Consider the following 26,851-nt stretch of genomic DNA (forward strand, 5'->3'; position numbering starts at 1 on the left):
TATATTGCGTTTGACAGCCGGTGGGATTCCCTGCCGGCTGTTTTTTACCGGGAATTTGGAGAAAAGGCTTGACTGTAAACCAGCTTGAACGTGTAAGATAGGGAAAGGAAGGAGGGAGACAGCCATGAAAATCAAGGAGATTGAGGAAAGAACCGGGCTTGCCCGTGCGAATATCCGGTTTTATGAGAGCAAGGGCCTTGTACATCCGGAACGGCAGGGCAACAACTACCGCGATTATTCCGAGGAGGATGTGGAGACCCTGCGGAAGATTATCCTGCTCCGGCGGCTGGATATGTCCATCGAGGATATTCAGGCGATATTGAATGGTGAACTGGCTTTACAGGATGCGGTACAGCAGACAAAACAGGCGTTACAGGAACGGCTGGAACAATTGCAGGGCTCACTGGAGCTGTGTGATATCATGCAGGAGCGGGAGGAAAGCATAGAGACACTTTCCGTGGATACATATGATGAACTGATCCGGCAGCGCGAACAGCAAGGCAAGAAGTTCCGTGATGTGATGGGGGATATTCTGGAGGACTACCAGAAGAATTATTTTGAAAAGACATGGGGCATATTTTCCATTCAAGGCTCCTATACCAAGGGCGCGATTGTGTCGTTTGGTTTTTACGTGCTGCTGAACTGGTTTTTGTATACATTTTATATCCTGCCGAAAGACGGGCTTCGGGGCGGGTTCAAGAATGCACTTCTGATGCTGGAAGCATTTGCGATTGTTTCCGCGGGCTATATGCTGTACAGCCTGGTGAAAATCCTGTTCTCACGTGAAAGAAGACCGGCGAGGATCGGCGGCCTGCTTGCCTTTGGTGCGGTACTGTTGGCTGTCATTGCCGTAGCAGTAGGGGGCATGCTGTATCAAATCGGGGCATTTGAGTGACTGTAAGCCGGTTTTTCTTGTCCTGCCCATGGATTTCTGATATACTGGAAGCAACATCAATCAGGAAGGACTGATTTCCATGCTGACACCGGCAAAAAAGGAATTTATTGAATTTATGATGAGCGCGGATGTGCTGCGTTTCGGCGACTTTGTCACCAAAAGCGGACGCAACACGCCGTATTTTGTGAACACGGGCAACTACAAGACCGGTTTGCAGTCGTCCAAACTGGGCGAGTTCTATGCCGCTATGGTAAAGGAGACCATCGGGGAAGATTTTGACGCGATGTTCGGCCCGGCATACAAGGGTATCCCGCTGGCGACCTCGGTTGCAGGCGCGCTGGCGCGCACCTATGGCATTGACAAGCCGTTCTTCTTCAACCGCAAGGAAGCGAAGGACCACGGCGAGGGCGGCAGCCTGGTCGGCTACAAGCCGGCGGACGGCGACCGCATTGTCATCATTGAGGACGTCATTACGGCGGGCACGGCAATCCGTGAGACGCTTCCGGTGCTGTACGGCGCGGCCGATGTCAAGGTGACGGATATGTTTATTTCGGTCAACCGTTGTGAGGTCGGACAGACCCCGGGCAAGACCGCTGTCATGGAGGTCGGCGAGGAATTTGGCATCCGTGTGCATTCCCTCATCGATGTCCGCGACATCCACGAATATTTACAGGGACAGGCAGAATACGCCTCCATCCTCCCGCTGATGGAATCTTATATGGAAAAATACTGTGTTTTCTAATTCACAAGCGCCTGCGCCGCTCCGGGTTTCCGCCGGAGCGGCGCTTTTTGGTAATCTTTTGCATACTTTTCCGGGGGGAGGGGTACAATTGGGGAGGAGACAGAAAATCAAATACATCAGAATGTGTCACTCTCTGGCACAAAACGCCGGAGAAAGTTGTACAGATTGGTAAAAATTTCACAGACGGACGGGCGCGTGCACACTAAAATGTACAAAAGACGGTTGAACTTTTGGTTATGAGTTGATATAATGAAGGCAGCCTGAAGAAGAGTAAATTTTGCGCATGTTTCGGAAAGGATTGTGAGGACAGGGTGGATAAGCATCAGATCCTGCGGGAATGTGCGGAGAATCTTGCGCTTCTGACACAGCTCGGACTCTCTGTGGTTGTGCCGCCTCTGCTTTGCCTGTATGCGGCGGACTGGCTTCGGAACCGGCTGAATCTCGGACTGTGGATCATGGTCATTGCGCTGCTGCTCGGCATGGGCGGCGCGGCAGTCAACGTCTGGCGGACGTGGAAGATGATTGAACGGCGCGGAGAGAAACAGCACAGGGAATGAGCCCGGCGCAGGTGAATTTTAACGTGATTGGTGGTGAGGAATATCAAGATTGAACCGGCAGTCAAACACGAGAGCAGGGATATCGCCATCGGTGTTACCGTCATGAGCGTCATCATGGTGATTTTTTTTGCGGTTATCGGCAAGTTTGACTACACAGTTTTGCTTGGAACCCTGCTGGGCGGCGGGTTTGCTATTCTGGAGTTTTTCCTGATGGCGCTTGCAGTCCAGAAGTCGGTGCAGCGGGATACCCCGGAGGAAGCCAAGCTGGTCATTCAGAATTCGCATACCAGACGGCTGCTCCTGCTGGCGGTAGTCGTGATTGTGGGCATCAAGCTGCCCTATTTCAACTGGGTTGCGGTTGTGCTTCCGCTGTTTTTTCCAAAACTCATCATTTACGCCAAAACCCTGCCTATCTTTCGCAGAAAGGAGGAAGAATGATTCATGGATAATATATCCATCGCTGGTGCCAAAATATACTATACGATTCCCGGGATCAACTATCCGGTGACGCAGACTGTCGTCAATGCCTGGATTGCAATGATTATCATCGTGGGCGTGTGTATCTGGCTGACCCGCGGGCTGAAGGTTCATGCAACGACCAAACGCCAGACGGTCGCCGAGATGGCTGTTCAGATGGCGCAGAATCTGGTCAGAGGCAGCATGGGTGAAGGCTGGGACGATTTTGTTCCGTTCATTGCCGCAATCCTGAGTATGTCGGTTGTCAGCTCGTTCATGAGCCTGACCGGTGCATATTCGCCGACCAATGACCTGAACACGTTTCTCGCATGGAGTATTGTGGTCTTTGTCCTCATCACATACTACAAAATCAAGACAAAGGGGTTTGGCGGCTACCTGAAGAGCTTTACGGAACCGATTTTTGTCATGACACCGATGAACATCATCAGTGAGATTGCAACGCCGGTGTCCATGGCTCTGCGTCACTTCGCAAACATCGTATCCGGCTACGTCATCGGCCTGCTGCTGTATGCGGCACTCGGCGCGGTGAGCAAGGCAGTCCTGTTCTGGCTGCCAGGATCCCTGAGCGCAATACCGATTCTGCAAATCGGTATTCCCGCTGTGCTCAACGTTTATTTTACCTGCTTCTCCGGCTGCGTTCAGCCATACATCTTCTGTATGCTGACTATGCAGTTCGTTGCATCCGCTGCATCGGACGAATGAGGAGCACACACACCGTTTCAACATGCTTTTGCGGCATGCGGCAATGTGTGGAGAGAACCATATGCCGCATGACGGCAAACCGTTTCTTGGAGATTCAACATTCAGATAATTTCAGGAGGAAAATATTATGGAAAGAGCAATCGTACTTGCAGCATCTGCAATCGGCGCCGGTCTTGCAATGATCGCGGGCGTTGGCCCTGGTATTGGTGAAGGCTATGCAGCAGGCAAGGCCTGTGAAGCAATCGGACGTCAGCCGGAAGCAAAGGGCCCGGTTACCAGCACCCTGATCCTCGGCTGTGCACTGGCAGAGACCACCGGTCTGTATGGCCTGATTGTTGCGCTGATCCTGATGTTCGTCAATCCTTTCCTCGGCAAGCTGTAATTGCCGGGATTTCCGCGCAGGCGGAATCATTTTTTGAGAAAGGAGAACGAATTTGGGTACATTAGATCTAGTTTCCATTGTCCCGTGGGAAATCATTACACAGCTGATTAACCTTCTGCTGTTGTTCCTGCTGCTCAAACACTTTCTTTTCAAGCCCGTGCAGAATGTCCTGAACGCCCGCCAGGCGGAGATCGACAAGAGCTACGCCGATGCCGAGGCCGCACAGACCCAGGCTGAGGCGCTGCGCGACGAATATGAGAAGCGTATCGCCGACGCAAAGGCGGAGGCTTCCGATATCGTCAAGAGCGCGACCCGCAAGGCGCAGCTTCACGGTGAGGAAATTGTCCGTGATGCCCAGTCCCAGGCTTCCCGCCTGATGGAGAAGGCGGACGCACAGATCGAGCAGGAAAAGAAGAAAGCCATGAACGAGCTCAAAAATGAGATTTCGGGCATTGCCGTCGATATTGCCTCCAAGGTCGTCGAGCGTGAGATCGATGCAAAGGATCACGAAGCGCTGATCTCGGAGTTTATCAAGGGTGTAGGTGAGGCTTCATGACAGAGATTGCAAAAGCATACGGCAAAACGCTGTACGATCTGGCAGTCGAATGTGAAAGCGTAGAGCAGATGCTCGACGAAATAACCACCCTTCGGCAGGCTTTCGAGGAGAACCCGCAGTTTCTGACACTGATGAACACGCCCAACCTCACGAAGGAAGAGCGCGTTTCCATCGTCGATGAGACCTTCGGCGGGAAGATCCATATTTATCTGCTCAATTTCCTCAAGATCATCGCGGAAAACGGCACGGCACACGAGTTTATCGACACGGCCAGACAGTTCCGCAATGAATATAACTGGGAAAACGGGATTGAAACCGTGACGGTGGTTTCCGCCGTCGCGCTCGGTGCAAAACAGGAAGCTCAGCTGGTGGAAAAGCTCAGCCAGGTGACCGGTAAGACCATCCATCTGGAGAAAAAGGTCGATCCGGCTGTCATCGGCGGCATCCGCCTGCAAATGGAGGGGCTTCAGATGGACGGCACCGTTAAGAATAAACTGGATGCGATCCGCAGCCGTCTGCTGCACACGATCGCATAAAGCAGAAAGTTGGTGAGACTATGCAGTTACGTCCTGAAGAAATCAGCAGTGTCATTAAGGCACAGATAAAGAATTATGATACCAAGATCGAGCAGAGCGAAACCGGCCGCATCATCCTGATCGGCGACGGCATCGCGCGTGCATCCGGTCTGGAAAAATGTATGGCAAACGAACTGGTTGAGTTTGCCAACGGCGAATACGGCATGGCTCTGAACCTGGAAGAAAATTCGGTATCCATCGTAATGCTGGGTTCCGACAAAGGGGTTCGTGAGGGCGATATCGTAAAGCGTACCGGCAAAGTAGTTTCCGTCCCGGTCGGTGAGGCACTGATCGGACGCGTTGTCAATGCACTGGGCCAGCCGGTCGACGGCAAGGGCCCGATCGAGGCGACCGAAAACCGCCCGATCGAATCTCCGGCTCCGGGCATCATCGAGCGCCAGAAGGTAAACGTGCCGCTCCAGACGGGCATCAAGGCAATCGACTCCATGATCCCGATCGGTCGCGGTCAGCGTGAGCTTATCATCGGCGACCGCCAGACCGGTAAAACCGTCCTGGCAACCGATACCATCATCAACCAGAAGGGCAAAGATGTCATCTGCATCTATGTCGCCATCGGCCAGAAGAACTCTACCGTTGCAACGCTGGTAGAAGAGCTGACCAAGGCAGGCGCGATGGATTACACCATCGTCGTCACCGCGACAGCCAGCGAGCTGTCTCCGCTCCAGTATATCGCGCCGTATTCCGGCTGCGCTATGGGCGAATATTTCATGAATAAGGGTAAGGATGTCCTGGTCGTATATGACGATCTGTCCAAGCACGCAGTCGCTTACCGCGCACTGTCTCTGCTGATCCGCAGACCGCCAGGACGTGAGGCGTATCCGGGCGACGTATTCTATCTGCACTCCAGACTGCTCGAACGCGCAGCGCGTCTGGCTCCGGAATACGGCGGCGGCTCTCTGACCGCGCTGCCGATCATCGAGACGCAGGCGGGCGACGTTTCGGCCTACATTCCGACCAACGTCATTTCTATCACCGACGGCCAGATCTTCCTTGAGACCGAGCTGTTCCATTCCGGCATCATGCCGGCAGTAAACCCGGGTATTTCGGTCAGCCGAGTCGGTGGCGACGCACAGATCAAGGCGATGAAGAAGGTTGCCGGCACGCTGAAGCTGGCATATTCGCAGTACCGCGAGCTGCAGTCGTTCGCACAGTTCGGCTCCGATCTGGACGCCGACACCAAGCGCCGTCTGGCACAGGGCGAACGCATCGTAGAGGTGCTCAAGCAGAATCGCAGCTGCCCGATTGCCGTTGAAAATCAGGTCGCAATCATTTACGCCGTTACGAAGAATTTCCTCGATGACATCGCAGTCAGCGACATCAGCGAGTTTGAAGGCGAGCTGTACGAATATCTGGACGCAAACCCGGATATTTTGGCAGAAATCCGCGAAAAGGGAACCATGGGTGACGAAACGACATCCAAGCTGGAAGAGGCCATCGGTACAGTCAAAGCCGCTTTTCTGAAGACCAGATAAGGGGGCTGAGACATGGGAGCCTCGATGAAGGAAATTAAGCTGCGCATCAAAAGTGTGCAGAGCACCATGCAGATCACCAAGGCGATGGAGCTCGTCGCGTCCTCCAAGCTCAACCGCGCCAAGGAGCGCATTGAGCGCACGGAGCCGTATTTCAACATCGTGCACGAGACGCTGAGCACCATTGCATACGGCAAGCGCGATTTCCGCTCGCCGTTCGTCGAGCCGCGTGAGGAGATCAAAAAGGTCTGCTATATCGTAATCGCGGGCGACAGAGGCCTTGCGGGAGGCTATAACAGCAACATCAACAAAGCGCTTGAGGCGCATATCGCCTCGCACGGCAAGCCGGTGTGTGTTGTGCCGGTAGGCAAGAAGGCCGTGGAGTACTGCCAGCGCAAGAAGCTGGAAATTCTGACCGAGCAATACAACATTGTCGAAGATGTCACCGTCGGCAATTGCTTTGAGGCGGCACACTTCCTCGCAGATGAATTCTGTAAGGGCGCGTTTGACGAGCTGTATATTGTCTATACAAACTTTGTCTCCATGCTGTCGCAGAACGCGACGGCGATGCGGATTCTTCCGATTCCGTATGAGAAGAGCGAGGCAAAGGATGACCTGAAGAGCCTGGTGCTGTATGAACCGAACCCGGAAGCCGTGTTCAACGCGGTCGTTCCGGAATATATTTCCGGTATTTTCTACGGTGCGCTCAGCCAGTCCTGGGCATCTGAACTGGCGGCCCGCCGCACGGCGATGGACGCGGCCAGCCAGAACGCCAGCGATATGATTGACGATCTGAGCCTGAAGTATAACCGTGCCCGTCAGGGTGCGATTACGCAGGAAATTACCGAAATTGTGGCCGGTGCGGAGCACTAAGTTCCCCGCCTGCCTTACCCAAACCAAGAAGGAGATATGTGCATGAACGAGCAAAATTTTGGTACAGTGGCTCAGGTTATCGGCCCTGTACTGGATGTAAAATTTGCAGACGGAAAGCTTCCCAATCTTCTCAATGCACTTGAAATTGACCACAACGGTACCAAGCTGATTGCCGAGGTTGCGCAGCACATCGGCGACAACACCGCGCGCTGCATCGCCATGAGCTCCACCGACGGCCTTGTCCGCGGCGAGAAGGCGCTCGACACCGGCAAGAGCATTTCCGTTCCGGTCGGCGATGTGACGCTCGGCCGCATGTTCAACCTGCTCGGCGAGCCGATCGACAACGGCGAGCCGGTCAAGGCAGAAGAGTATTGGGAAATTCATCGTCCGGCGCCGTCCTATGAAGATCAGGAGGGCGCAACCACCATCCTCGAAACCGGCATCAAGGTCATCGACCTGATCTGCCCGTACGCAAAGGGTGGTAAGATCGGCCTGTTCGGCGGTGCCGGTGTCGGCAAGACCGTCCTTATCATGGAACTGATTAACAACGTCGCCAAGCAGCACGGCGGTATTTCGGTATTCGCAGGCGTCGGCGAGCGTACCCGTGAGGGCAACGATCTGTACGGAGAAATGACCGAGTCCGGCGTTCTGAACAAGACCGCGCTGGTTTATGGCCAGATGAACGAGCCGCCCGGAGCACGTATGCGTGTCGCCCTGTCCGGCCTGACGATGGCAGAATATTTCCGTGACCGCGAGGGTCAGGACGTACTTCTGTTTATCGACAACATCTTCCGCTTCACGCAGGCCGGCTCGGAGGTATCCGCGCTGCTCGGCCGTATGCCGTCCGCCGTTGGCTACCAGCCGACGCTGGCAACCGAGATGGGCGCGCTCCAGGAGCGCATTACATCCACCAAGCGCGGCTCGATCACGTCGGTACAGGCGGTTTATGTCCCGGCGGACGACCTGACCGACCCGGCGCCGGCAACCACGTTTACCCATCTGGATGCGACGACGGTCCTCGATCGAAGCATTTCGTCCCAGGGCATTTTCCCGGCAGTCGATCCGCTGGATTCCACCAGCCGTATCCTGTCGCCGGAAGTCGTCGGCATGGAGCACTATCAGGTCGCGCGCGACGTACAGAAGATTTTGCAGCGCTATAAGGAGCTTCAGGATATCATCGCCATCATGGGTATGGACGAGCTGTCCGAGGAGGACAAGCTGACCGTATCGCGTGCGCGTAAGATTCAGCGTTTCCTGTCCCAGCCGTTCTCCGTCGCAGAGCAGTTCACCGGCATGCAGGGCAAATATGTCCCGCTGAAGGAGACCATCCGCGGCTTTAAGGAGATCATTGAGGGCAAGCACGACGATATTCCGGAGTCCGCTTTCCTGTTTGTCGGTACCATTGAGGAGGCCGTTGAAAAAGCCCAGAAGGGGGAATAACGCATGAGTGTATTCCATCTGAGGATTGTCACGGCTGACGGCCTGTATTTTGACGGCGAGGCGCAGCGCGTCATCGCGCGCACGATTGACGGCGATGTCTGCATTCTGGCACATCATACGCCGTACCTGACTGCGCTCGGCATGGGCGAGTGCCGCGTGACCGGCAGCAATGGCGAGACCCGCCGCGCCGCCTGCATCGGCGGCATGCTGTCCGTGATGAACAACGAGGTAAATCTCGTTGCGACTACGTTTGAATGGGCGGAAGACATTGACATCAGCCGCGCCGAGCGTGCACGCCAGCGCGCGGAGGAACTGATGCAGAAGCATCTGGATCAGCGTGAATATGAGCTGGCGCAGGCCAAGCTCAAGCGTGCATTGACCAGAATCAATGTCGGCAAGTAAATAAAGTCAGACAGAACCGGTCGGTATCCACGCGATATCGGCCGGTTTTTGTGCCGGAAAAGCGGATATATGGCGGGAAATCCGTGACAGATACGACATGCCATGCTATAATACCAATAGCTATACCTTCACATCGGAAAAAGGAGAGAGAGTATGTACTGTAATAAATGCGGCACATTGTTGCCGGACAATGCAGATTTCTGTCCGACCTGCGGCGCCCCCACGCCCAGACAGGCACAGCCGGTGCGTCAGGCACACGGAAAAAATTCGATTGTCATTGCGGCAATTGCAGCCGTGACTGTCGTGTTGGTGGCATGTATCATCTGCTTTACGCTGATAAACCGGAGCAGCCAGGAGGCACAGCTTGCAGCGGTGGGGGAGACACAGCAGCAGAGCGGGCAGAGCAACACCCAGACAGCGGATGCGGACAAGGCAGACGGCAATTTGGACAGCACGGCTTCCGAACAGGAGAAAACGGAGACCGGAGACAGCAGCGGCGAGAGCACGCAAGCCGCGACAACAGTCACCACCAACTATTATTATTACGGTGACGGCGCAGCGAGTGACAACGATTACTACACGCGCGTGACCAGCTCGGGCTACCTGTGGCCGACGGATACACAATATATTTCCACCTCTGACCTGCGTGGTCTGAGTCAGGACACGGTTGCGGCCATCCGCAATGAAATTTATGCGCGCCACGGCTATGCATTTACCACGGCGCGCTGGCAGACCTATTTTGCATCCAAGACATGGTATGACCGCGACAGCACCTGCACCGAATCGACGATCCGTGCACGTCTGTCCTCGATAGAACGCGCGAATATCAGCACCATAGTTGCGTATGAGGAGAGCAAGGGATGGCGCTGAAACGATGGGTTCTGACTGTGCTGCTTGCAGGGCTGCTGTGGTGTCTGTATGGCTGCGGCAAAGCCGCCGTGAGTCCGGCAGGGAGTGCGGATTCCGGTTCTGCGGGACAGACTGTGGATTCCGGCAGCGCGGCAGGAGCTGCGGAGGATACCGGTGAGCTGATTGACCCGCCGCTGGAGGAGGAAGCATCCGACACCAGCGAACAGGCGCAGCCGCTTGCGGGCATTGTCATCTGTCTTGACCCCGGTCACGGCGTGACGGACGCCACCGGGCAGGAGCGGGTTTCTCCGCTTTCGCAGGAGACCAAGGCGGCCTATGTCAGCGGTGCTGCGGGCAACAGTCAGACCGAAGAAGAACTCAATCTCGCCGTTGCACAGCTGGTGCGCGCGGGATTGGAAGAGCGCGGGGCACAGGTTGTCATGACACGGCAGACCAATGAAGCAACGGTCAGCAACATCGAACGCGCACAGATTGCAAACAATGCGGGTGCAGACTTGTGCATCCGCATTCATGCGGATGGCTCAGAGGATTCCTCGGTTTCCGGCATGTCGATGCAGGTGCCTGCGGGCAGCCTGCTGGGGACACCGGAGATCGAGCAGCCGAGTGCGCGGGTGGCCGAGATCATTCTCGAAGAGGTGACCGCGGCGACTGGCGCGCGCAGCCGTGGACTGGTGCAGCGCAGCGACCTGACCGGCTTTAACTGGTCAGAGGTGCCGTGTGTGCTGCTGGAGATGGGGTTCCTGAGCAACGCACAGGAGGATGCCCTGCTGGCGACGGACGAATATCGACAGCAGATTGCGTCGGGTATTGTTTCCGGCGTGTGCCGCTGGATGGAAAGCGGACGATAACAGAAAAGAAGGTTGAAACGAGATGGATCTTACCCTTAACAGTGCAATCGGAATTGCGGGACAGACGCTGGCGGCATTGTATGCCGCCATGCCGGTGAAAATCGTATTGCTGCTGCTGTCCCTGCTGTTCTGCTTTGCCGGGTACCGGCTGCTGCGCGCGGTCAGCGCGCTGAGCGGTGTTGCACTGGGCGTGGTGCTCGGCATCTGTGTCACCAGCCTGTTCAGCGCGTCGATGAACGAGCTGCTCGGGCTGACGCTGACCGTGCTGGCGATCGTGGTGCTCGGCGTTGCGCTCGGTGTCGTATTTTTCTGCTGGTATCCGCTCGGTGTGTTTACAGTATGTGCCTGTGCCGGTGCGGCGGTCGTGTATCTGCCCGGCTTATTTGTGGCGCAGCATGCACAGGCGGCATTTTGGCTGGTGTTGGCAGGCGGTGCCGTGCTGTTCGGCGTGACGGGCGTGCTGTTCCTGCGCCCGGCGGGTATTCTGTCCACCGGTGTGTTCGGCTTTTTTGCCGCATTCGTGTTGGTAGACCTGTTTGCCAGACCGCAGGGGCTCACAACCGTTGTGCTCGGGCTGGCGCTGACGCTTGCCGGCTGTGCTGTGCAGGCTGTGACGGGTCGCGGTGCGGATGTGCTCCCGTTCGGCGAGAGGAATGGACGCACGGTTGCAGCAGAACCAAAGGACAGCGGAGATGCTCATTTGCGTGCGCCTGCGCCCGAAGAAGACGGAGTGGACGACGACACACATGGGCTGGATCTCAGCCAGCTGCCGCAGGAGGAACCGGATGAAATTGATTCGATTTCTCAGACCGTGGCGGCACATATCGGCCTGACGGAGCCGATGACACCGGAGCAGGCGAGGGGGACCGAGCCGTTGTATCCGGAGATTGCGCGGGAAGAAGAACCCGTGCGAGAGCTGTCCAGTTCAGATGATCCGGAAATGGCAGAAGACCGCACGATACTGCTCTCCCTGGAGGATGTGCTGAACCAACAGCAGGATGTGCCGCTGGAACAGCAGGCACAGTTTGCCTGGATGTCCGAACAGCCGGTAGAGACACCTGCTTCCGATGCGGAGCCGGAGGGCACGATGCCGCTGCGCGGCATGTGGAACGATATCTTCCGTCCGGGAGCCGAGCCGGGAGAAGAAGCCGAGCCAGTGGAAGAAACCGAACCGGTAGCAGTGGAATCAACCGAAGACCTGCCGCAGGCATCGGAGTCAGACAGCGTGGAGCCGGAAGCTGCGGCGGATATAGAGCAGATGCTCAGCAGCACAGCAGACCTGACCCGTGCGCTGGAACAGGCGCTGGGTGCGCTGGAAAAGCCGGAAAAAACCGATGCGGAGCCGGATGTGGATATGATGTGGGAGCAGCTGTTCCCGTCTGAGGAAGATCGGCCGGAGGCACCTGCTCACACGGGACGGACAGCAGAGGGATCTGTCGGGGAATCGGAAGAACAGGCGAACCGTGTGGAATCGGATGTGGAATCGGATGTGGATTCGGATGTGGATTCGGAGGAGGACGCGATATGGGAGCAGCTGTTCCCGCCGATGTTCAAAGAGGAACCACCGGAAGAGGATTTTGACGCGGAACCGGAAGAAGAACCCGAAATCGCCGCAGAAGCAGCGGATGAGCTGATGGAAGTATCTGACGATACCGAGCAGACGGAATCGGCGGACATGTCTGAGCCGGAGAAACCCCGGAAGGAATTTTCCGTACGCCTGTTGTGGCCGGCGCTGCTGACGGTTGTCGTACTTGTACTCGCCGGAATTGGAATTCGATATGTTGAGCTTGCGCTTGCACTGTGCTTTGTGTGCTATGTGTTGCGGTATTACCGTGCGGCGGCATTTGCCTGTGCCGTACTGTGTGTGCGCCGCGTATTGGATGTAGTTCAGCTTATCGTGCGGGGCGGCAGCTGGCTGGAAATCGTGCTGGACGCGCTTTGTGCGGCCGCATTCCTCGCGCTTACGTATGCCGCAATGCGCGCATATACTGCGCTCCGCCATGCGGATGCGGAGGAAACCGAAGAATAAAGAAAAAAGCTGTTTCAGTATCCGAAACAGCTTTTTTGTGCAAAAATAGCGGAAAAACGAAACGAGACGGTTCACCCAACCGTCTCGTTTCTTCTCTCTTCTCTGTATGGCATATTACTCACGCCCTCTGTATAGGGCGGATGATGCGGTACTCCTGCTAAAAAGTACAGTTATAAATATACCACACTGGATAGAGAAAGAGTAGTGGCAAACCTCCCAAAAAAAACTGCAATTTTTTGTGCAAAAAGTTCGGTGCGTTTCCGGGAAAGTGTAAAATGAACCGCGAAAATGCAGGATTTCCGGCGTATCTGGCAAAAGGGCAGGAGTTTTTTGGGAAAACAATCGATTTTACTTCCCATTCGGCGCGCAACGGTGCTATACTGGACAGGCGGAAATTTTAGCGGTTTCCGCAGAGGAGGAACGACATGCATACGAAAGCAAAATCAGCGTGGATGATCGCAGGCGCGGGCGCGTTGTGGGGCATGATTGCCCTGTTTGTGCGCGCGCTGAACGCGGCGGGGCTGTCCGCGTTGGAGATCGTCTTTTTTCGCAACCTGCTTGCGGCCGCGGCGCTCGGCGTTGTGGTAGCCGTGCGCGACCGGTCAGCGCTGCGCATCCGCCTGCGCGATGTCTGGATGTTTGTCGGCACAGGCATGGTCAGCATTGCGCTGTTTAATTTGTGTTATTTTTATACGCTCTCGCGCAGCAGCGTAGCGGTGGCGGCATTGCTGCTGTACACCTCGCCGGTGTTTGTCCTGCTGCTGTCCATCCTGCTGTTCCGCGAACGTCTGACGGCACATCGGCTTGCCGCAATTGTCATCACAATTGCGGGCTGCGCGTGCATCACAGGCGTGTTTTCACAGGCGCAGGCAGTTGCACCGATGACGGTGCTGTGCGGCCTCGGCTCGGGGTTGTTTTACGCGCTGTACAGTATCTTTGGAAAATTTGCGCTGCGGCGTTACAGCGCGATGACCGTTTCGTTTTATACGTTTGTGTTTGCGGCACTTGCAACTGCGCCGTTCAGTGCGGCACACTGCACGCAAAAGGTGCTGGCTCAGCCACATACGCTGCTGGTCGGGCTCGGCTTGGCAGTGGTGTGCACGGTTGTGCCGTTCCTGCTGTATACCGGCGGGCTGGACGGTGTGCCCGCGTCGCAGGCAGCTGTGCTGGCGACGGTTGAACCGCTGGTAGGCAGCCTGCTGGGAGTCGTTGTGTTTGGCGACCCGTTTACCATCTGGACCGTGCTTGGCATGGCACTGATCCTCAGTTCGATTCTGGTGTTGCAGCTGCCGCCGCGCAGGCGTCCGGCTGTGGAGGAAGCAAATGGATAGTTTTGTATTCAGCCTGAACGCCACCGTGCCGATCTTCCTCGTCATGGTGCTCGGCTATATTTTAAAACAGATCGGCATGTTCACGGAGGAATTCTGTGCCGTTGCCAACAAATATGTGTTCAAAGTTGCACTGCCGGTGCTGCTGTTCCGTGACATTGCACAGACCGACCTGTATCAGGATTTCAATCTGAGCTTTGTGCTGTATTGCGCAGGTGTGACCATCGTGATGTTCCTCGGGCTGTGGCTGCTGACAGCAAAGCTCATGCCGGACAAGACGATGGTCGGCGCGTTTGTACAGGGTGCTGCGCGCAGCAGTGTGGCCGTGCTCGGCATCGCGTTTGTTCAGAATATTTACGGCGACGCGGGACTGACCCCACTGATGATTGTCTCTGCTGTGCCGCTGTTTAATGTGTTCTCCGTTGTCATCCTGACATTTTCTGCGGGCGGCGGGGCACATGGGCGGGCTGCGGTCAAGCGCGCGTGCATCAATGTGCTCAAAAACCCGATTATCCTCGGCATTTTTGCGGGTCTGCCGTTCTCGCTGCTGCGCATTGAGATTCCAACCATTCCGCTCAAGATGATCGACAGCGTGGCGTCTACGGCGACGCCGATTGCGCTGCTCGTGGTCGGCGCGGGTTTTGAGGGCGCGCAGGCGCTCGCAAAGATTCGTCCGACGATTGCTGCGACAGTGATTAAGCTGCTCGCACTGCCGGCGCTGTTTTTGCCGCTGGCGGTGCACCTCGGCTTTTCCGGCACAGAGATGGTAGCCGTGCTCATCATGCTCGGTTCGCCGACAACCGTCACATCTTATATTATGGCAAAAAATATGGACAACGACGGAGAACTGTCGTCCAGTATCATCGTGCTGACAACCCTGCTTTCCTCAGTCACGCTGACCGGATGGATTTTCCTTTTGCGCGTCATGCAGCTGATTTGATGCGGTTTTATGCGGAAATGGCAGGGGATTCCTTGACAGGGCAACGCCGGTATCGGTATAATAAGAATAAGATAGAGGAATAGACCTTTCTGCGCCTGAAAAATGGGGACGGGCAGAGCTGATGTGATGGAGGGACAGATAATATGAAAGGATTGATTCTTGCGGCAGGCAAGGGGACGCGGCTGTATCCGATGACAAAGCCCGTATGCAAGCCGTTGCTTCCGGTTTATGATAAACCGCTGATTTATTATCCGCTTTCTGTGCTCATCCAGTCGGGGATTACTGATATTATGGTGATTATCCCGGATGGAGAGGAGGAGACGTTTGAGCGCCTGCTCGGTGATGGCAGTGCGTGGGGCATTCATATATCCTATGCGGTGCAGAAGGTGCCGCGCGGCATTGCGGATGCTTTCCTTGTCGCGGAGGATTTCATCCGGGGCGAATCGGTCTGCCTGGTTCTGGGTGACAATATTTTTTATGATGAAACCAAGAAATATCAGTTCATGCAGGCGGTGGACGACAACGACGGCGCGACCGTGTTCGGCTATTATGTCGATGACCCGCGCGCCTTCGGCGTGGTAGAGTTCGACGAGAACGGCAATGCCATCAGCATTGAGGAAAAGCCGCGCTTTCCGAAGTCCAATTACATCATTCCGGGGCTGTATTTCTACAACGCAGATGTGCTGGATATTGCGAAGAATCTCAAGCCGTCCGCGCGCGGCGAGCTGGAAATTACCGATGTCAATCTGGAATACCTGCGCCGCGGCCAGCTGAAGGTCGTTCCGCTGAACGACAGCTTTGTGTGGAAGGATGCGGGCACGGCGGAGAACCTGCTCGAAGCGGCAAACTGTGTGCGAGAGGTACAGGAGCGCACCGGGCGCTACATCGCCTGTCCGGAGGAATGTGCCTACAACAAGGGCCTGATTACCGCAGAGCAGGTGCACGAAGTTGGAATCCAGCTGGGAAAAACGCTGTACGGACAGTACTTACAGTGCCTGTAAAACACATACAGAGCGGCCGCCTGGCCGCTCTGTTTTTGGAAGAAGGGAATTTTTTGTGAAAACAACGGTTTATTTCATCCGCCATGGCACGACGGACAACAACGTCGGCGGGCGGTTTCAAGGCAGCTCGGATATTCCGCTGGGACAGACCGGTCTGCGGCAGGCGTACTATCTGGGCGAGCGGTTTGCCGGCATGCCGGTGGATGCGGTATACAGCAGCCCGCTGACGCGCGCACGACAGACGGCGGAGGGCGTGTGCCGCCATCTGTCGGTACAGCCGGTGCTGGTGGACGGTTTGCGCGAGATCGACGGTGGTCTGCTCGAAGGGCATACCAATGAGGAAAACCGGCGGGCGTATCCCGAAGTGATGGACAATTTCCGCAACCATCCGGCAAGGTTCTGTCCGCCGGGCGGCGAGAGCGCCAGACAGATTCACACGCGCATGACGGAGACCGTCAATCGGCTGATCCGCGAAAACGCGGGCAAATCCATCGTCATCGTGTCGCATGGCTTTGCGCTGCAATCGTATCTCGCGTGCCTCGATACCCCGTTCGACGAGATGGAGCCGAATATTGTGGGCAATGCCTCAATTTCCTGCATAGTGTACGGGGAAAACGACGATTTTGAAACAAAATTTTATGACGACCAGTCGCATCTGCCGGAGGATCTGCGCTTCCGCTCCGCGTTTTTGAAGCAGGGGCGTGCGCCGGGCGCGAAGCGCGCGGAATAAACGCACGGAAAAGTGCACAAATTGCGTTTCTTTGGTCGAAAAACACAAACAAAAACAACAAAACCTCTCCGATTTGGAGAGGTTTTACAATCTTGGTCAGCTTGACAAATTTGCATAAGTATGCTATCATTTAATAGTTTCCACATAAGTATATGGAACTTTGTCCAAATACATTCTAGCATTTTTTCAGTCAAGATGCAAGAAAGAGCATAGCAATAATCACTACGCGGCCAGGCGTATCGAATACTTGAGAAACGGAGTGATGGGTACAATATGGCAAACGAGGCAACAATCAACGGTGTCCATGTCCATGACGTAAAGTACGGACGTACCACCCGAAAGAGCTTTGCCAGGATTCCGGAAATCCTGGACATGCCGAACCTCATCGAGGTTCAGAAAAAATCGTATGAATGGTTCCTGACGGACGGACTGCGCGAGGTATTCGACGACGTTGCGTCCATCAGCGACTACACCGGCAATCTGGAGCTGTCGTTCATCGACTACAAGCTGGACGATGAACCGAAGTACAGCGTGGAGGAATGCAAGGCGCGCGACGCCACGTATGCCTGCCCGCTACGCGTGCGCATGCGCCTGCGCTACAAGGAAACCGGCGAGATCAAGGAGCAGGAGCTGTTCATGGGCGATTTCCCGCGCATGACCGATTCCGGCACGTTCATCATCAACGGCGCGGAGCGCGTTATTGTCTCCCAGATCGTCCGTTCTCCGGGCGTCTACTACGGCATGACGCTGGATAAGACCGACAAGCCGCTGCTGTCCGCAACCGTCATCCCGTACCGCGGCGCTTGGCTGGAGTACGAGACCGACAGCAATGATGTCTTCTACGTCCGCATCGATAAAAACAGAAAAATCCCGATCACTTCGTTTATCCGTGCCATCGGCGTTGAGACCGACGCGGAGATCATCGAGATGTTCGGCGAGGACGAGCGCATTCTGGCAACCCTCGACAAGGATCCGTCCAAGACGGTCGAGGACGCCCTCATCGAAATCTATAAAAAGCTGCGTCCGGGCGAGCCTCCCACGGTTGATTCCTCCCGCAGCCTGCTCAACGCGCTGTTCTTTGACACCCGCCGCTATGATATTTCTGCGGTCGGCCGCTATAAGTACAACAAGAAGCTGAACATTGCACGCCGTCTGGTCGGCCACAAGCTGTGCGAGACCGTCACCGACCCGATGACCGGTGAGATCCTGGCGGAAGAGGGCACGATCCTCACCCGCGAGCAGGCAACGCTCATCGCGCGCCGCGGCGTACACGGTACGATTATCGAGGCCAACGACGGCACGAAGGTCAAGGTGTTCGGCAATGGCATGGTCGATATGAAGGACTTCGTTTCGTTCGACCCGCTGGAAAAGTGCGGCATCAAGGAAAAGGTTCGCTTTGTCGTCCTGAAGGAACTGCTGGACGACGCAGAGGCCGAGGGCAAGACCGAGGACGAGCTGATTGACGACATCCGTGCGGCAAAGGACGATCTGATTCCGAAGCACATCATCGTCGACGACATGCTGGCTTCCATCTGCTACCTGCTGGGCCTCGGTCATGACATCGGCACGACCGATGACATCGACCATCTGGGCAACCGCCGTCTGCGCTGTGTCGGCGAGCTGCTGCAGAACCAGTTCCGCATCGGCTTCTCCCGCATGGAGCGCGTCATCCGTGAGCGCATGACGATTCAGGATCTTGACATCGTCACCCCGCAGTCGCTCATCAATATTCGCCCGGTCACCGCAGCGATCAAGGAATTCTTCGGTTCCTCCCCGCTGTCCCAGTTCATGGATCAGACCAACCCGCTGGCAGAGCTGACGCACAAGCGCCGTATGTCCGCACTGGGCCCTGGCGGTCTGTCGCGTGACCGCGCATCGTTCGAGGTTCGAGACGTACACTACAGCCATTATGGTCGTATGTGCCCGATTGAGACGCCGGAAGGTCCGAACATCGGTCTGATTTCCTACCTCGCAACTTATGCACGCATCAATGAATTTGGCTTTATCGAGGCGCCGTACCGTGTTATCGACAAGGAGACCGGCCGTGTCACCGATGAGGTTCACTATATGACCGCGGACATTGAGGACGAGTACACCGTCTGCCAGGCGTATGAGCCGCTGGACGAGGAAGGCCGTCTGGCAAATCCGCGTATTACCTGCCGCTGCCGCGAAGAAATCGTCGAAGTTGACCGTCAGGATGTCGATCTGATGGACGTTTCGCCGCGCATGATGGTATCCGTTGCGACCGCAATGATCCCGTTCCTCGAGCACGATGACGCAAACCGTGCTCTGATGGGTGCGAACATGCAGCGCCAGGCCGTTCCGCTGCTGAAGACCGAATCCCCGGCTGTCGGCACCGGTATGGAGTACAAGGCATGTGTTGACTCCGGTATTGTTCCGCTGGCGGAGGGCGACGGCACCGTCACCCGCGTTACTGCGCGCGATGTTACTGTCAACTATGACACGATGGGCGAGAAGACCTATCACCTGACCAAGTTCCTGCGTTCCAACCAGTCCACCTGCATCAACCAGCGCCCGATCGTCAACCTCGGCGAGCGCGTCAAGAAGGGTGATGTGCTGGCGGACGGCCCGTCTACCTGCAACGGCGAGGTTGCGCTGGGCAAGAACGCACTCATCGGCTTCATGACCTGGGAAGGTTACAACTACGAGGACGCCGTCCTGCTGAACGAGCGTCTGGTTCGTGATGATGTATACACCTCCATCCACATTGAAGAATACGAATCCGAATCCCGCGACACCAAGCTGGGACCGGAAGAAATTACCCGTGATATCCCGAATGTCGGTGAGGACGCGCTGCGCGACCTCGACGAGCGCGGCATCATCCGCGTCGGCGCCGAGATTCATTCCGGCGATATCCTCGTCGGCAAGGTAACGCCGAAGGGCGAGACCGAGCTGACCGCAGAGGAGCGCCTGCTGCGTGCGATCTTCGGCGAGAAGGCGCGCGAGGTACGCGATACCTCCCTGCGTGCACCGCACGGCGAGGCAGGCATTGTCGTCGATGTCAAGGTATTTACGAGAGAAGCCGGCGACGACCTGTCGCCTGGCGTCAACATGACTGTCCGCGTCTACATCGCGCAGAAGAGAAAGATTTCTGTCGGCGATAAGATGGCAGGCCGCCATGGTAACAAGGGTGTCGTTTCGCGCATCCTGCCGCAGGAGGACATGCCGTTCCTCGAAGACGGCACACCGCTGGACATCGTCCTCAATCCGCTGGGCGTACCGTCCCGAATGAACATCGGACAGGTACTGGAGGTTCATCTGGGCTACGCAGCGATGAGCATGGGCTGGAAGATCGCAACGCCGGTATTCGACGGTGCGAACGAGCAGGACATTGCAGACGCGCTGACCGCAGCCGGCAAGAACCCGAACGGCAAGTCGGTTCTGTATGACGGCCGTACCGGCGAGAAGTTTGACAACGAAGTAACCGTCGGCTATATGTATTACCTCAAGCTGCATCATCTGGTCGACGATAAGATTCACGCACGTTCCACCGGCCCGTACTCGCTGGTTACCCAGCAGCCGCTCGGCGGCAAGGCACAGTTCGGCGGCCAGCGCTTCGGCGAGATGGAAGTCTGGGCTCTCGAAGCATATGGCGCAGCCTATACGCTCCAGGAAATTCTGACCGTCAAGTCGGACGATATCGTCGGCCGTGTCAAGACCTACGAAGCAATCGTCAAGGGTCACAACATCCCGCAGCCGGGCGTACCGGAATCGTTCAAGGTTCTGGTCAAGGAGCTTCAGTCGCTGTGTCTGGACATCCGCGTTCTCGACGAGAACGGCGAGGAAATTATCCTGTCGGACGACGACGACGATACCACCAGCTACGAGCAGCATGAGCGCGCAACCGCGAGCGATTCGGAGTTCGAGGCTTCCGGCTTCGGCATTTCCGACGTCGAGGACGGCGATCATCCGCTCATGGACGAGGAATCTGACGTATCCGACGATCTGTTTGGCAGCGACGATGATTACAGCGAGACGGAGGAGTAAGCATGGGATACAATACGTTTAATGCAATCAAAATCGGCCTTGCTTCGCCGGAGCTCATCCGCGAATGGTCTTACGGCGAGGTCAAGAAGCCGGAAACCATCAACTACCGCACCCTCAAGCCGGAGCGCGACGGCCTGTTCTGCGAGCGCATCTTTGGACCGCAGAAGGACTGGGAATGCCACTGCGGACGCTATAAAAAGGTTCGCTATAAGGGCAAGATCTGTGAGCGCTGCGGCGTCGAGGTCACCAAGTCCAAGGTACGCCGTGAGCGCATGGGCCACATCGAGCTGGCCGCTCCGGTTTCCCATATCTGGTACTTTAAGGGCATTCCGTCCCGTATGGGTCTGATTCTGGATATGTCCCCGCGTCTGCTTGAGAAGGTTCTGTACTTCGCCGCTTATATCGTCACCGATCCGGGCGAAGGCACTGGCCTGATTAAGAAGCAGATTCTGACAGAAAAAGAATACCGCGACATGAAGGAGAAGTTCGAGGATGACTTCGAGGCCGGAATGGGCGCGGAAGCAATCAAAAAGCTGCTGGCAGAGCTGGATCTGGAGCAGCTGAGCGTGGAGCTGAAGAACGAGCTGCGCGATGCAACCGGTCAGAAGCGCGTGCGCATCATCAAGCGCCTCGAGGTTGTCGAGTCGTTCCGCAAGTCGGGCAACCGCCCGGAATGGATGATTATGGATGTTGTCCCGGTCATCCCGCCGGAAATCCGCCCGATGGTACAGCTGGATGGCGGCCGCTTTGCGACCTCCGACCTGAACGATCTGTACCGCCGTGTCATCAACCGAAACAACCGACTCAAGCGTCTGCTTGAGCTGGGTGCGCCGGATATCATCGTCCGCAACGAGAAGCGCATGCTTCAGGAAGCAGTCGATGCGCTGATTGACAACGGCCGCCGCGGCCGCCCGGTCACCGGCCCGAACAACCGCCCGCTCAAGTCGCTGTCTGACATGCTGAAGGGAAAGCAGGGACGTTTCCGTCAGAACCTGCTCGGCAAGCGTGTCGACTACTCCGGCCGTTCGGTTATCGTCGTAGGCCCGGATCTGAAGATTTATCAGTGCGGTCTGCCGAAGGAAATGGCAATCGAGCTGTTCAAGCCGTTTATCATGAAGCGTCTGGTTCAGGATGGTCTGGCTTCCAATATCAAATCGGCCAAGAAGATGGTTGAGCGCGGCAAGCCGGAGGTTTGGGACGCACTGGAAACCGTCATCAAGGGCCATCCGGTTATGCTGAACCGTGCACCGACGCTGCACCGTCTGGGCATCGAGGCATTCGAGCCCATTCTGGTCGAGGGTCGTGCGATTAAGCTGCATCCGCTGGTTTGTACCGCGTTTAACGCGGACTTCGACGGCGACCAGATGGCAGTGCATCTGCCGCTGTCCGTCGAGGCACAGGCAGAGGCACGCCTGCTGATGCTGTCCGCCAATAACCTGCTCAAGCCGCAGGACGGCAAGCCGGTCACCATTCCGTCGCAGGATATGGTACTCGGTTCGTACTACCTGACCATCGACCGCGACACCGAGCGCGGCGCAGGCAAGGTATTCCGCAATACCGATGAGGCACTCATGGCATATGATGAGGGCGTCATTGAAATTCATGCGCCGATCAAGGTGCGCATGACCAAGGAAATCGACGGTGAGATCGTCAGCGGTCTGGTCGATGCGACCGCCGGCCGCCTGATCTTCAACCAGAAGATTCCGCAGGATCTGGGCTTTGTTGAGAGAAAGACCAAGCAGGATATGCTCAAGCTGGAGATCATGCAGACCTGCGGCAAGAAGGAGCTCGGCAAGATTGTCGACCGCTGCATCCGCATCCATGGCTTCAACAAGACCGCTGAGGTTCTGGACTCCATCAAGTCGATGGGTTATAAATACTCCACCAAGGGCGCACTGACCGTTTCGTTCTCCGATATCTTCGTTCCGAAGGAGAAGCCGGAGCTGATTGCGGCATCCGAGAAGAAGGTTGCCATGATCGATAAGAAATATAAGCGCGGCTTTATCACCGATGAAGAGCGTTACCGTCTGGTTGTCCGCGAGTGGGAGAAGACCACCAATGACGTTACCGAGGCGCTGACCTCCAACATGGACCGCTTCAACCCGATCACGATGATGGCACAGTCCGGTGCCCGTGGTTCGATCAATCAGATTCGTCAGCTGGCAGGCATGCGTGGCCTGATGGCGAACGCAGCCGGTAAGACCATCGAGATTCCGATCAAGTCGAACTTCCGTGAGGGTCTGTCCGTACTGGAGTACTTCACCTCCGCACGAGGCGCACGTAAGGGTCTGGCGGATACCGCACTGCGTACCGCGGACTCCGGTTACCTGACCCGTCGAATGGTTGACGTATCGCAGGAAGTCATCATCCGTGAGCAAGACTGCGGCGCGACCAGCGGCATCTGGGTTGAGGACATTATGGATGGCAACTCTGTCATTGAGCCGTTTGCAGAGCGTCTGGCAGGCCGTTATCTGGTCGAAGACCTGTATAATCCGGCAACGGGCGAGCTGCTCCAGAGCAAGGACGACATGATGACGGAAGACGATGCAAAGCGCATTGTCGATGCAGGCATCAAAAAGGTGCAGATTCGTACCGTTTTGCAGTGCCGCGCACGCAAGGGCGTCTGCGCACACTGCTATGGTTCCAACCTGGCGTTCGATGCGCCGTGTGCAATGGGCGAGGCCGTCGGTATTATTGCGGCACAGTCCATCGGCGAGCCGGGCACCCAGCTGACCATGCGTACCTTCCATTCCGGCGGTATCGCAGGTTCCGATATTACCCAGGGTCTTCCGCGAGTTGAAGAACTGTTCGAGGCAAGAAAGCCGAAGAAGGTTGCAACGCTGGCAGAAATCGGCGGTATTGTCACCATCGAGGAAAGCAAGCGTACCACTGTCAAGACGGTCAATATTGTCAACAGCAAGACCGGCGAGACCAGAAGCTATCAGCTCGCATCGTCCTCCGGCATCCGTGTTTCCGATGGCGAAGAGGTTGTACAGGGTCAGCAGCTGAACGAAGGTGCGCTCAACCCGCATGACATCCTGCGCATTCTCGACCCGCGCGCGGTACAGGATTACCTGATTAAGGAAGTTCAGAAGGTTTACCGTCAGCAGGGCGTTGATCTGAACGACAAGCACATTGAGGTTATTGTCCGCCAGATGATGCACAAGATCAAGGTTGAGGACGCAGGCGACACCGATATGCTGCCGGGCGCAATGATGAGCCTGATCGAGTTCGAGGATGAGAACAACAAGATTCAGGAGCGCATTGACGCAGGTGAGACCGAGCTCAAGCTGGCAACCTACTCGCCGGTACTGATGGGTATCACTAAGGCGGCACTGGCAACCGATTCGTTCCTGTCTGCCGCATCCTTCCAGGAGACCACCCGTGTCCTGACCGATGCAGCCATCAAGGGCAAGGTTGACCCGCTGACCGGCCTGAAGGAGAACGTCCTGATCGGTAAGCTGATTCCGGCAGGCTCCGGTCTGAAGGAATACCGCGACGGCCATTACGAAGAAATCCACAATCTGGATTAACCGTACCGTACTTTTCTTTTTGAGGAAAAGAAAAGTAGGCAAAAGAAAACCTTTCCGCGCGCTCCCGCGCGAACCCGTGCCGGCGGACATACCGGTCCGCCGGCTGGCGAGGATTTCCGGTTTGTGGTACAACGAGATACAGGCAGACGCTGTGCAAACGCGCACAGCGTCTGTTTTTCTGTTTATACCTATACTTTTTTATGCTTCTGTTATGCTTCTGTTATGCTTCTTTTCAGATACGCCCTAACTTCTTTTCAATTTCTTTTATATTTCTGCAAGTGCGATTGATTTGGCGCAGACAGTGGCCGAACAAGTGCGTGCGAATCTCCTGCGGGTATGGTATACTGTCAGCAGGAGGCGAAGAACGATGCTGTTTCATCCGCTGGACTGTAAAACCTGGCCGCGTGCGGAGCATTTCCGGTATTATACCGACGTTGTGCGCACGCGCTACAACCTGAATTATGAGATTGATATCACCGCACTGCATCAACATGTGAAACAGAAAAAGCTCAGATTTTATCCTGTGGCGCTTTGGATGGTCATGCGCGTGGTCAATGACACAATGGAGCTGCGCATGGCGACAGATGCTGACGGCAATCCGGGCTATTGGGAGTACTGTGTGCCGTCGTACACAATTTTTCATGAGGATGACCATACGTTTTCCGATATCTGGACGGAATGGAACGATGATTTTCGCGTGTTTTATGCACAGGCTGCGGAAGACATGGGAAAATATGCCGGGGTGAAGGGTGTCAAAGCAAAGGCGGGCAGGCCGGACAATTTTACATCGCTGTCCATGCTGCCATGGCTCAGCTTTACCGGGCACGGCTGCGATACCTATACTGCGCCACAAATGCTGTTTCCGATTTTCCTGATGGGGAAGTGGCACGCGCGCGATGGGAGACTGCTTTTGCCGGTCTCGCTTTCGCTCAACCACGCGGCGGCAGACGGCTGGCATGCGGCAAAGGCCTTCCGGGATATTGAGAATCTGGCAGAAAATCCGGAAAACTGGCTGGTATGAGGGATAAAACCATGAAGAACGACAAATACTGGAAATACGGCTGTTCCGCTGTGACCGCAGCTATGCTTGTCATTTGTGTTTCCGTTGCGCGCCGCGATCTGATGCTGCGCAAATACTGTAAGGATGTGGAACTCGACTCGTTTTTCGGGGAACTGGCGCTGCCGCTGCTGATCGTACTGGTGGGGGCATATGCAGTCTTTGCCCTGTGGCAATGGATTGCCGACCGCCCTGCCGCGCGCAGGCAGCTGATCTCCGTTACGCTGGCGGCCGTGTTTTCGTTCGGCTTTCTGTCCGGCGGATATCTGCGATATCACAATGCAGTGTATCAGGCGAGTGAAAAGCAGGCGAAGTATGACAAGGCGTGGGATAAGGGGCTGCTATACGATCTCAAAGGCCTGTTCCGGTGACACATTGCAGGAATGCAGGACGCCTCCTGCATGCGTTTTTTTGCCCGGGTTTCCCCGGCTTTTCAAAAAAATTTTACCGGTTTGTGCAAATGTATGAATAAAACCCGGCTGAGAGGGAATGCTGTTTTCTGCTTTGTAAAATCGAAGAAAAAAAGATTGACAACAGGGGGTTCATGGGGTAAAATAAACGGGTATGCGATAAGGAGGTATCGTTATGCTCTCAGAGCTGTCTTCGGCGGCAAAAGTCGTCGGTGTCAAGCAGTCTAAGAAAGTCATCCGTGACGGCGGCGCAAAGCAGGTATTCATTGCCGCGGACGCAGAGCGGCGGATTACCGACCCTATCCGGGCGTTGTGTGAGCAGCACAATGTCGAAGTGACCGGGGTTTCGTCCATGAAACAGCTGGGCGAGGCGGTCGGCATCGCCGTCGGCGCTGCCGTTGTCGCGGTCACAGAATAAGTCCGATTTTAACGGGACAAACTCCCGCTGAAATAAATCTATTCATTCTTATTTAAGGAGGTGCCAGTTAAATGCCAACCTTTAACCAGCTCGTTCGCAAGGGCAGACAGGAAGTAGCGTACAAGTCTACCGCTCCGGCTCTTCAGGTAGGTCTGAACTCCCTGAAGAAGAAGGCAACCAGCCAGCCGTCCCCGCAGAAGAGAGGCGTCTGCACTACTGTCAAGACCATGACCCCGAAAAAGCCGAACTCCGCACTGCGTAAGGTCGCTCGTGTTAAGCTGACCAACGGTATGGAAGTTTCCGCTTATATCCCGGGCATCGGCCACAACCTGCAGGAGCACTCCGTCGTTATGGTTCGCGGCGGCCGTGTCAAGGACCTTCCGGGTGTTCGTTACCACATCATCCGCGGTTCCCTCGATACCCAGGGCGTTGCAAACCGCCATCAGGCCCGCTCCAAGTACGGCGCGAAGCGTCCGAAGCCGGGCAAGTAAACAAAAGCCCAAATCAAAACCCACACTTAACCCGTGCGTTTGACTTGAACACTTTTGGTTCAGCAAAGCAGAACAAGCTTTGTCCTGAGCGTGTTTG

Annotated in this window: 25 protein-coding genes; all 25 read left to right on the forward strand. The window is 56.0% G+C overall.

Annotated features, from left to right (window positions below):
• The first annotated feature begins 124 nt into the window (after positions 1 to 124).
• Positions 125 to 895, forward strand: a complete 771-nt coding sequence (locus tag ACLM7Z_RS05390) for a MerR family transcriptional regulator (RefSeq protein WP_087019031.1) — start codon at positions 125 to 127, stop codon at positions 893 to 895.
• Positions 896 to 974: 79 nt separating this feature from the next.
• On the forward strand, positions 975 to 1,637 hold the full coding sequence (pyrE, locus tag ACLM7Z_RS05395) for an orotate phosphoribosyltransferase (RefSeq protein ID WP_087019029.1): 663 nt from the start codon (positions 975 to 977) through the stop codon (positions 1,635 to 1,637).
• Between the two features lie 311 nt (positions 1,638 to 1,948).
• On the forward strand, positions 1,949 to 2,194 hold the full coding sequence (locus ACLM7Z_RS05400) for an AtpZ/AtpI family protein (RefSeq protein ID WP_435645663.1): 246 nt from the start codon (positions 1,949 to 1,951) through the stop codon (positions 2,192 to 2,194).
• 33 nt (positions 2,195 to 2,227) lie between these two features.
• Positions 2,228 to 2,632 carry an ATP synthase subunit I gene (locus ACLM7Z_RS05405; RefSeq protein ID WP_133058274.1) on the forward strand — a complete coding sequence of 135 codons (405 nt, stop codon included), beginning with the start codon at positions 2,228 to 2,230 and terminating at the stop codon, positions 2,630 to 2,632.
• Between the two features lie 3 nt (positions 2,633 to 2,635).
• On the forward strand, positions 2,636 to 3,373 hold the full coding sequence (locus tag ACLM7Z_RS05410; RefSeq protein WP_087019023.1) for a F0F1 ATP synthase subunit A: 738 nt from the start codon (positions 2,636 to 2,638) through the stop codon (positions 3,371 to 3,373).
• 127 nt (positions 3,374 to 3,500) lie between these two features.
• Positions 3,501 to 3,755, forward strand: coding sequence for an ATP synthase F0 subunit C (gene atpE / locus ACLM7Z_RS05415; RefSeq protein ID WP_087019021.1), 255 nt, complete (start codon positions 3,501 to 3,503; stop codon positions 3,753 to 3,755).
• A gap of 52 nt (positions 3,756 to 3,807) precedes the next feature.
• Entirely contained in the window at positions 3,808 to 4,311 is a 504-nt protein-coding gene (atpF, locus tag ACLM7Z_RS05420) for a F0F1 ATP synthase subunit B (RefSeq protein WP_087019019.1), read from the forward strand.
• Entirely contained in the window at positions 4,308 to 4,847 is a 540-nt protein-coding gene (gene atpH / locus ACLM7Z_RS05425) for an ATP synthase F1 subunit delta (protein ID WP_087019017.1), read from the forward strand. The genes atpF and atpH overlap by 4 nt, the downstream gene beginning before the upstream one ends.
• Positions 4,848 to 4,867: 20 nt before the next feature.
• Positions 4,868 to 6,379, forward strand: a complete 1,512-nt coding sequence (gene atpA, locus ACLM7Z_RS05430) for a F0F1 ATP synthase subunit alpha (RefSeq protein WP_087019015.1) — start codon at positions 4,868 to 4,870, stop codon at positions 6,377 to 6,379.
• 12 nt (positions 6,380 to 6,391) lie between these two features.
• On the forward strand, positions 6,392 to 7,249 hold the full coding sequence (gene atpG / locus ACLM7Z_RS05435) for an ATP synthase F1 subunit gamma (protein ID WP_087019013.1): 858 nt from the start codon (positions 6,392 to 6,394) through the stop codon (positions 7,247 to 7,249).
• Between the two features lie 42 nt (positions 7,250 to 7,291).
• Positions 7,292 to 8,689: a F0F1 ATP synthase subunit beta gene (gene atpD / locus ACLM7Z_RS05440; protein WP_087019011.1), complete on the forward strand. Its 1,398-nt coding sequence runs from the start codon at positions 7,292 to 7,294 to the stop codon at positions 8,687 to 8,689.
• Positions 8,690 to 8,692: 3 nt separating this feature from the next.
• Positions 8,693 to 9,091 carry an ATP synthase F1 subunit epsilon gene (atpC, locus tag ACLM7Z_RS05445; RefSeq protein ID WP_087019009.1) on the forward strand — a complete coding sequence of 133 codons (399 nt, stop codon included), beginning with the start codon at positions 8,693 to 8,695 and terminating at the stop codon, positions 9,089 to 9,091.
• A gap of 153 nt (positions 9,092 to 9,244) precedes the next feature.
• On the forward strand, positions 9,245 to 9,961 hold the full coding sequence (locus ACLM7Z_RS05450) for a YARHG domain-containing protein (protein ID WP_435645664.1): 717 nt from the start codon (positions 9,245 to 9,247) through the stop codon (positions 9,959 to 9,961).
• Positions 9,952 to 10,809, forward strand: coding sequence for an N-acetylmuramoyl-L-alanine amidase family protein (locus ACLM7Z_RS05455; protein WP_087019005.1), 858 nt, complete (start codon positions 9,952 to 9,954; stop codon positions 10,807 to 10,809). The genes ACLM7Z_RS05450 and ACLM7Z_RS05455 overlap by 10 nt, the downstream gene beginning before the upstream one ends.
• A gap of 22 nt (positions 10,810 to 10,831) precedes the next feature.
• Positions 10,832 to 12,838 carry a TMEM198/TM7SF3 family protein gene (locus ACLM7Z_RS05460; protein WP_435645665.1) on the forward strand — a complete coding sequence of 669 codons (2,007 nt, stop codon included), beginning with the start codon at positions 10,832 to 10,834 and terminating at the stop codon, positions 12,836 to 12,838.
• A gap of 425 nt (positions 12,839 to 13,263) precedes the next feature.
• Positions 13,264 to 14,169: a DMT family transporter gene (locus tag ACLM7Z_RS05465; RefSeq protein ID WP_087019001.1), complete on the forward strand. Its 906-nt coding sequence runs from the start codon at positions 13,264 to 13,266 to the stop codon at positions 14,167 to 14,169.
• Entirely contained in the window at positions 14,162 to 15,106 is a 945-nt protein-coding gene (locus ACLM7Z_RS05470) for an AEC family transporter (protein WP_087018999.1), read from the forward strand. Before ACLM7Z_RS05465 ends, ACLM7Z_RS05470 begins: the two co-directional genes overlap by 8 nt.
• Positions 15,107 to 15,249: 143 nt before the next feature.
• On the forward strand, positions 15,250 to 16,107 hold the full coding sequence (gene rfbA, locus ACLM7Z_RS05475; RefSeq protein ID WP_087018997.1) for a glucose-1-phosphate thymidylyltransferase RfbA: 858 nt from the start codon (positions 15,250 to 15,252) through the stop codon (positions 16,105 to 16,107).
• A gap of 55 nt (positions 16,108 to 16,162) precedes the next feature.
• Entirely contained in the window at positions 16,163 to 16,837 is a 675-nt protein-coding gene (locus ACLM7Z_RS05480) for a histidine phosphatase family protein (protein ID WP_435645666.1), read from the forward strand.
• A 273-nt stretch (positions 16,838 to 17,110) separates the two neighbouring features.
• Complete coding sequence (gene rpoB / locus ACLM7Z_RS05485) at positions 17,111 to 20,845, forward strand: DNA-directed RNA polymerase subunit beta (RefSeq protein WP_435645667.1); 3,735 nt, start codon at positions 17,111 to 17,113, stop codon at positions 20,843 to 20,845.
• Positions 20,846 to 20,847: 2 nt separating this feature from the next.
• Positions 20,848 to 24,378 carry a DNA-directed RNA polymerase subunit beta' gene (gene rpoC / locus ACLM7Z_RS05490; RefSeq protein ID WP_087018991.1) on the forward strand — a complete coding sequence of 1,177 codons (3,531 nt, stop codon included), beginning with the start codon at positions 20,848 to 20,850 and terminating at the stop codon, positions 24,376 to 24,378.
• Positions 24,379 to 24,745: 367 nt separating this feature from the next.
• A complete protein-coding gene (locus ACLM7Z_RS05495; protein ID WP_087018989.1) occupies positions 24,746 to 25,399 on the forward strand; it encodes a CatA-like O-acetyltransferase in 654 nt (217 codons plus the stop codon).
• Positions 25,400 to 25,410: 11 nt separating this feature from the next.
• Entirely contained in the window at positions 25,411 to 25,806 is a 396-nt protein-coding gene (locus ACLM7Z_RS05500; RefSeq protein WP_087018987.1) for a hypothetical protein, read from the forward strand.
• A gap of 214 nt (positions 25,807 to 26,020) precedes the next feature.
• Positions 26,021 to 26,263 carry a L7Ae/L30e/S12e/Gadd45 family ribosomal protein gene (locus tag ACLM7Z_RS05505; RefSeq protein WP_087018985.1) on the forward strand — a complete coding sequence of 81 codons (243 nt, stop codon included), beginning with the start codon at positions 26,021 to 26,023 and terminating at the stop codon, positions 26,261 to 26,263.
• Positions 26,264 to 26,334: 71 nt separating this feature from the next.
• Positions 26,335 to 26,754, forward strand: a complete 420-nt coding sequence (gene rpsL, locus ACLM7Z_RS05510) for a 30S ribosomal protein S12 (protein WP_087018983.1) — start codon at positions 26,335 to 26,337, stop codon at positions 26,752 to 26,754.
• Positions 26,755 to 26,851 lie beyond the last annotated feature (97 nt).

The sequence above is a fragment of the Butyricicoccus porcorum genome (genome assembly GCF_051246315.1).
GTDB lineage: Bacteria > Bacillota > Clostridia > Oscillospirales > Butyricicoccaceae > Butyricicoccus_A > Butyricicoccus_A porcorum.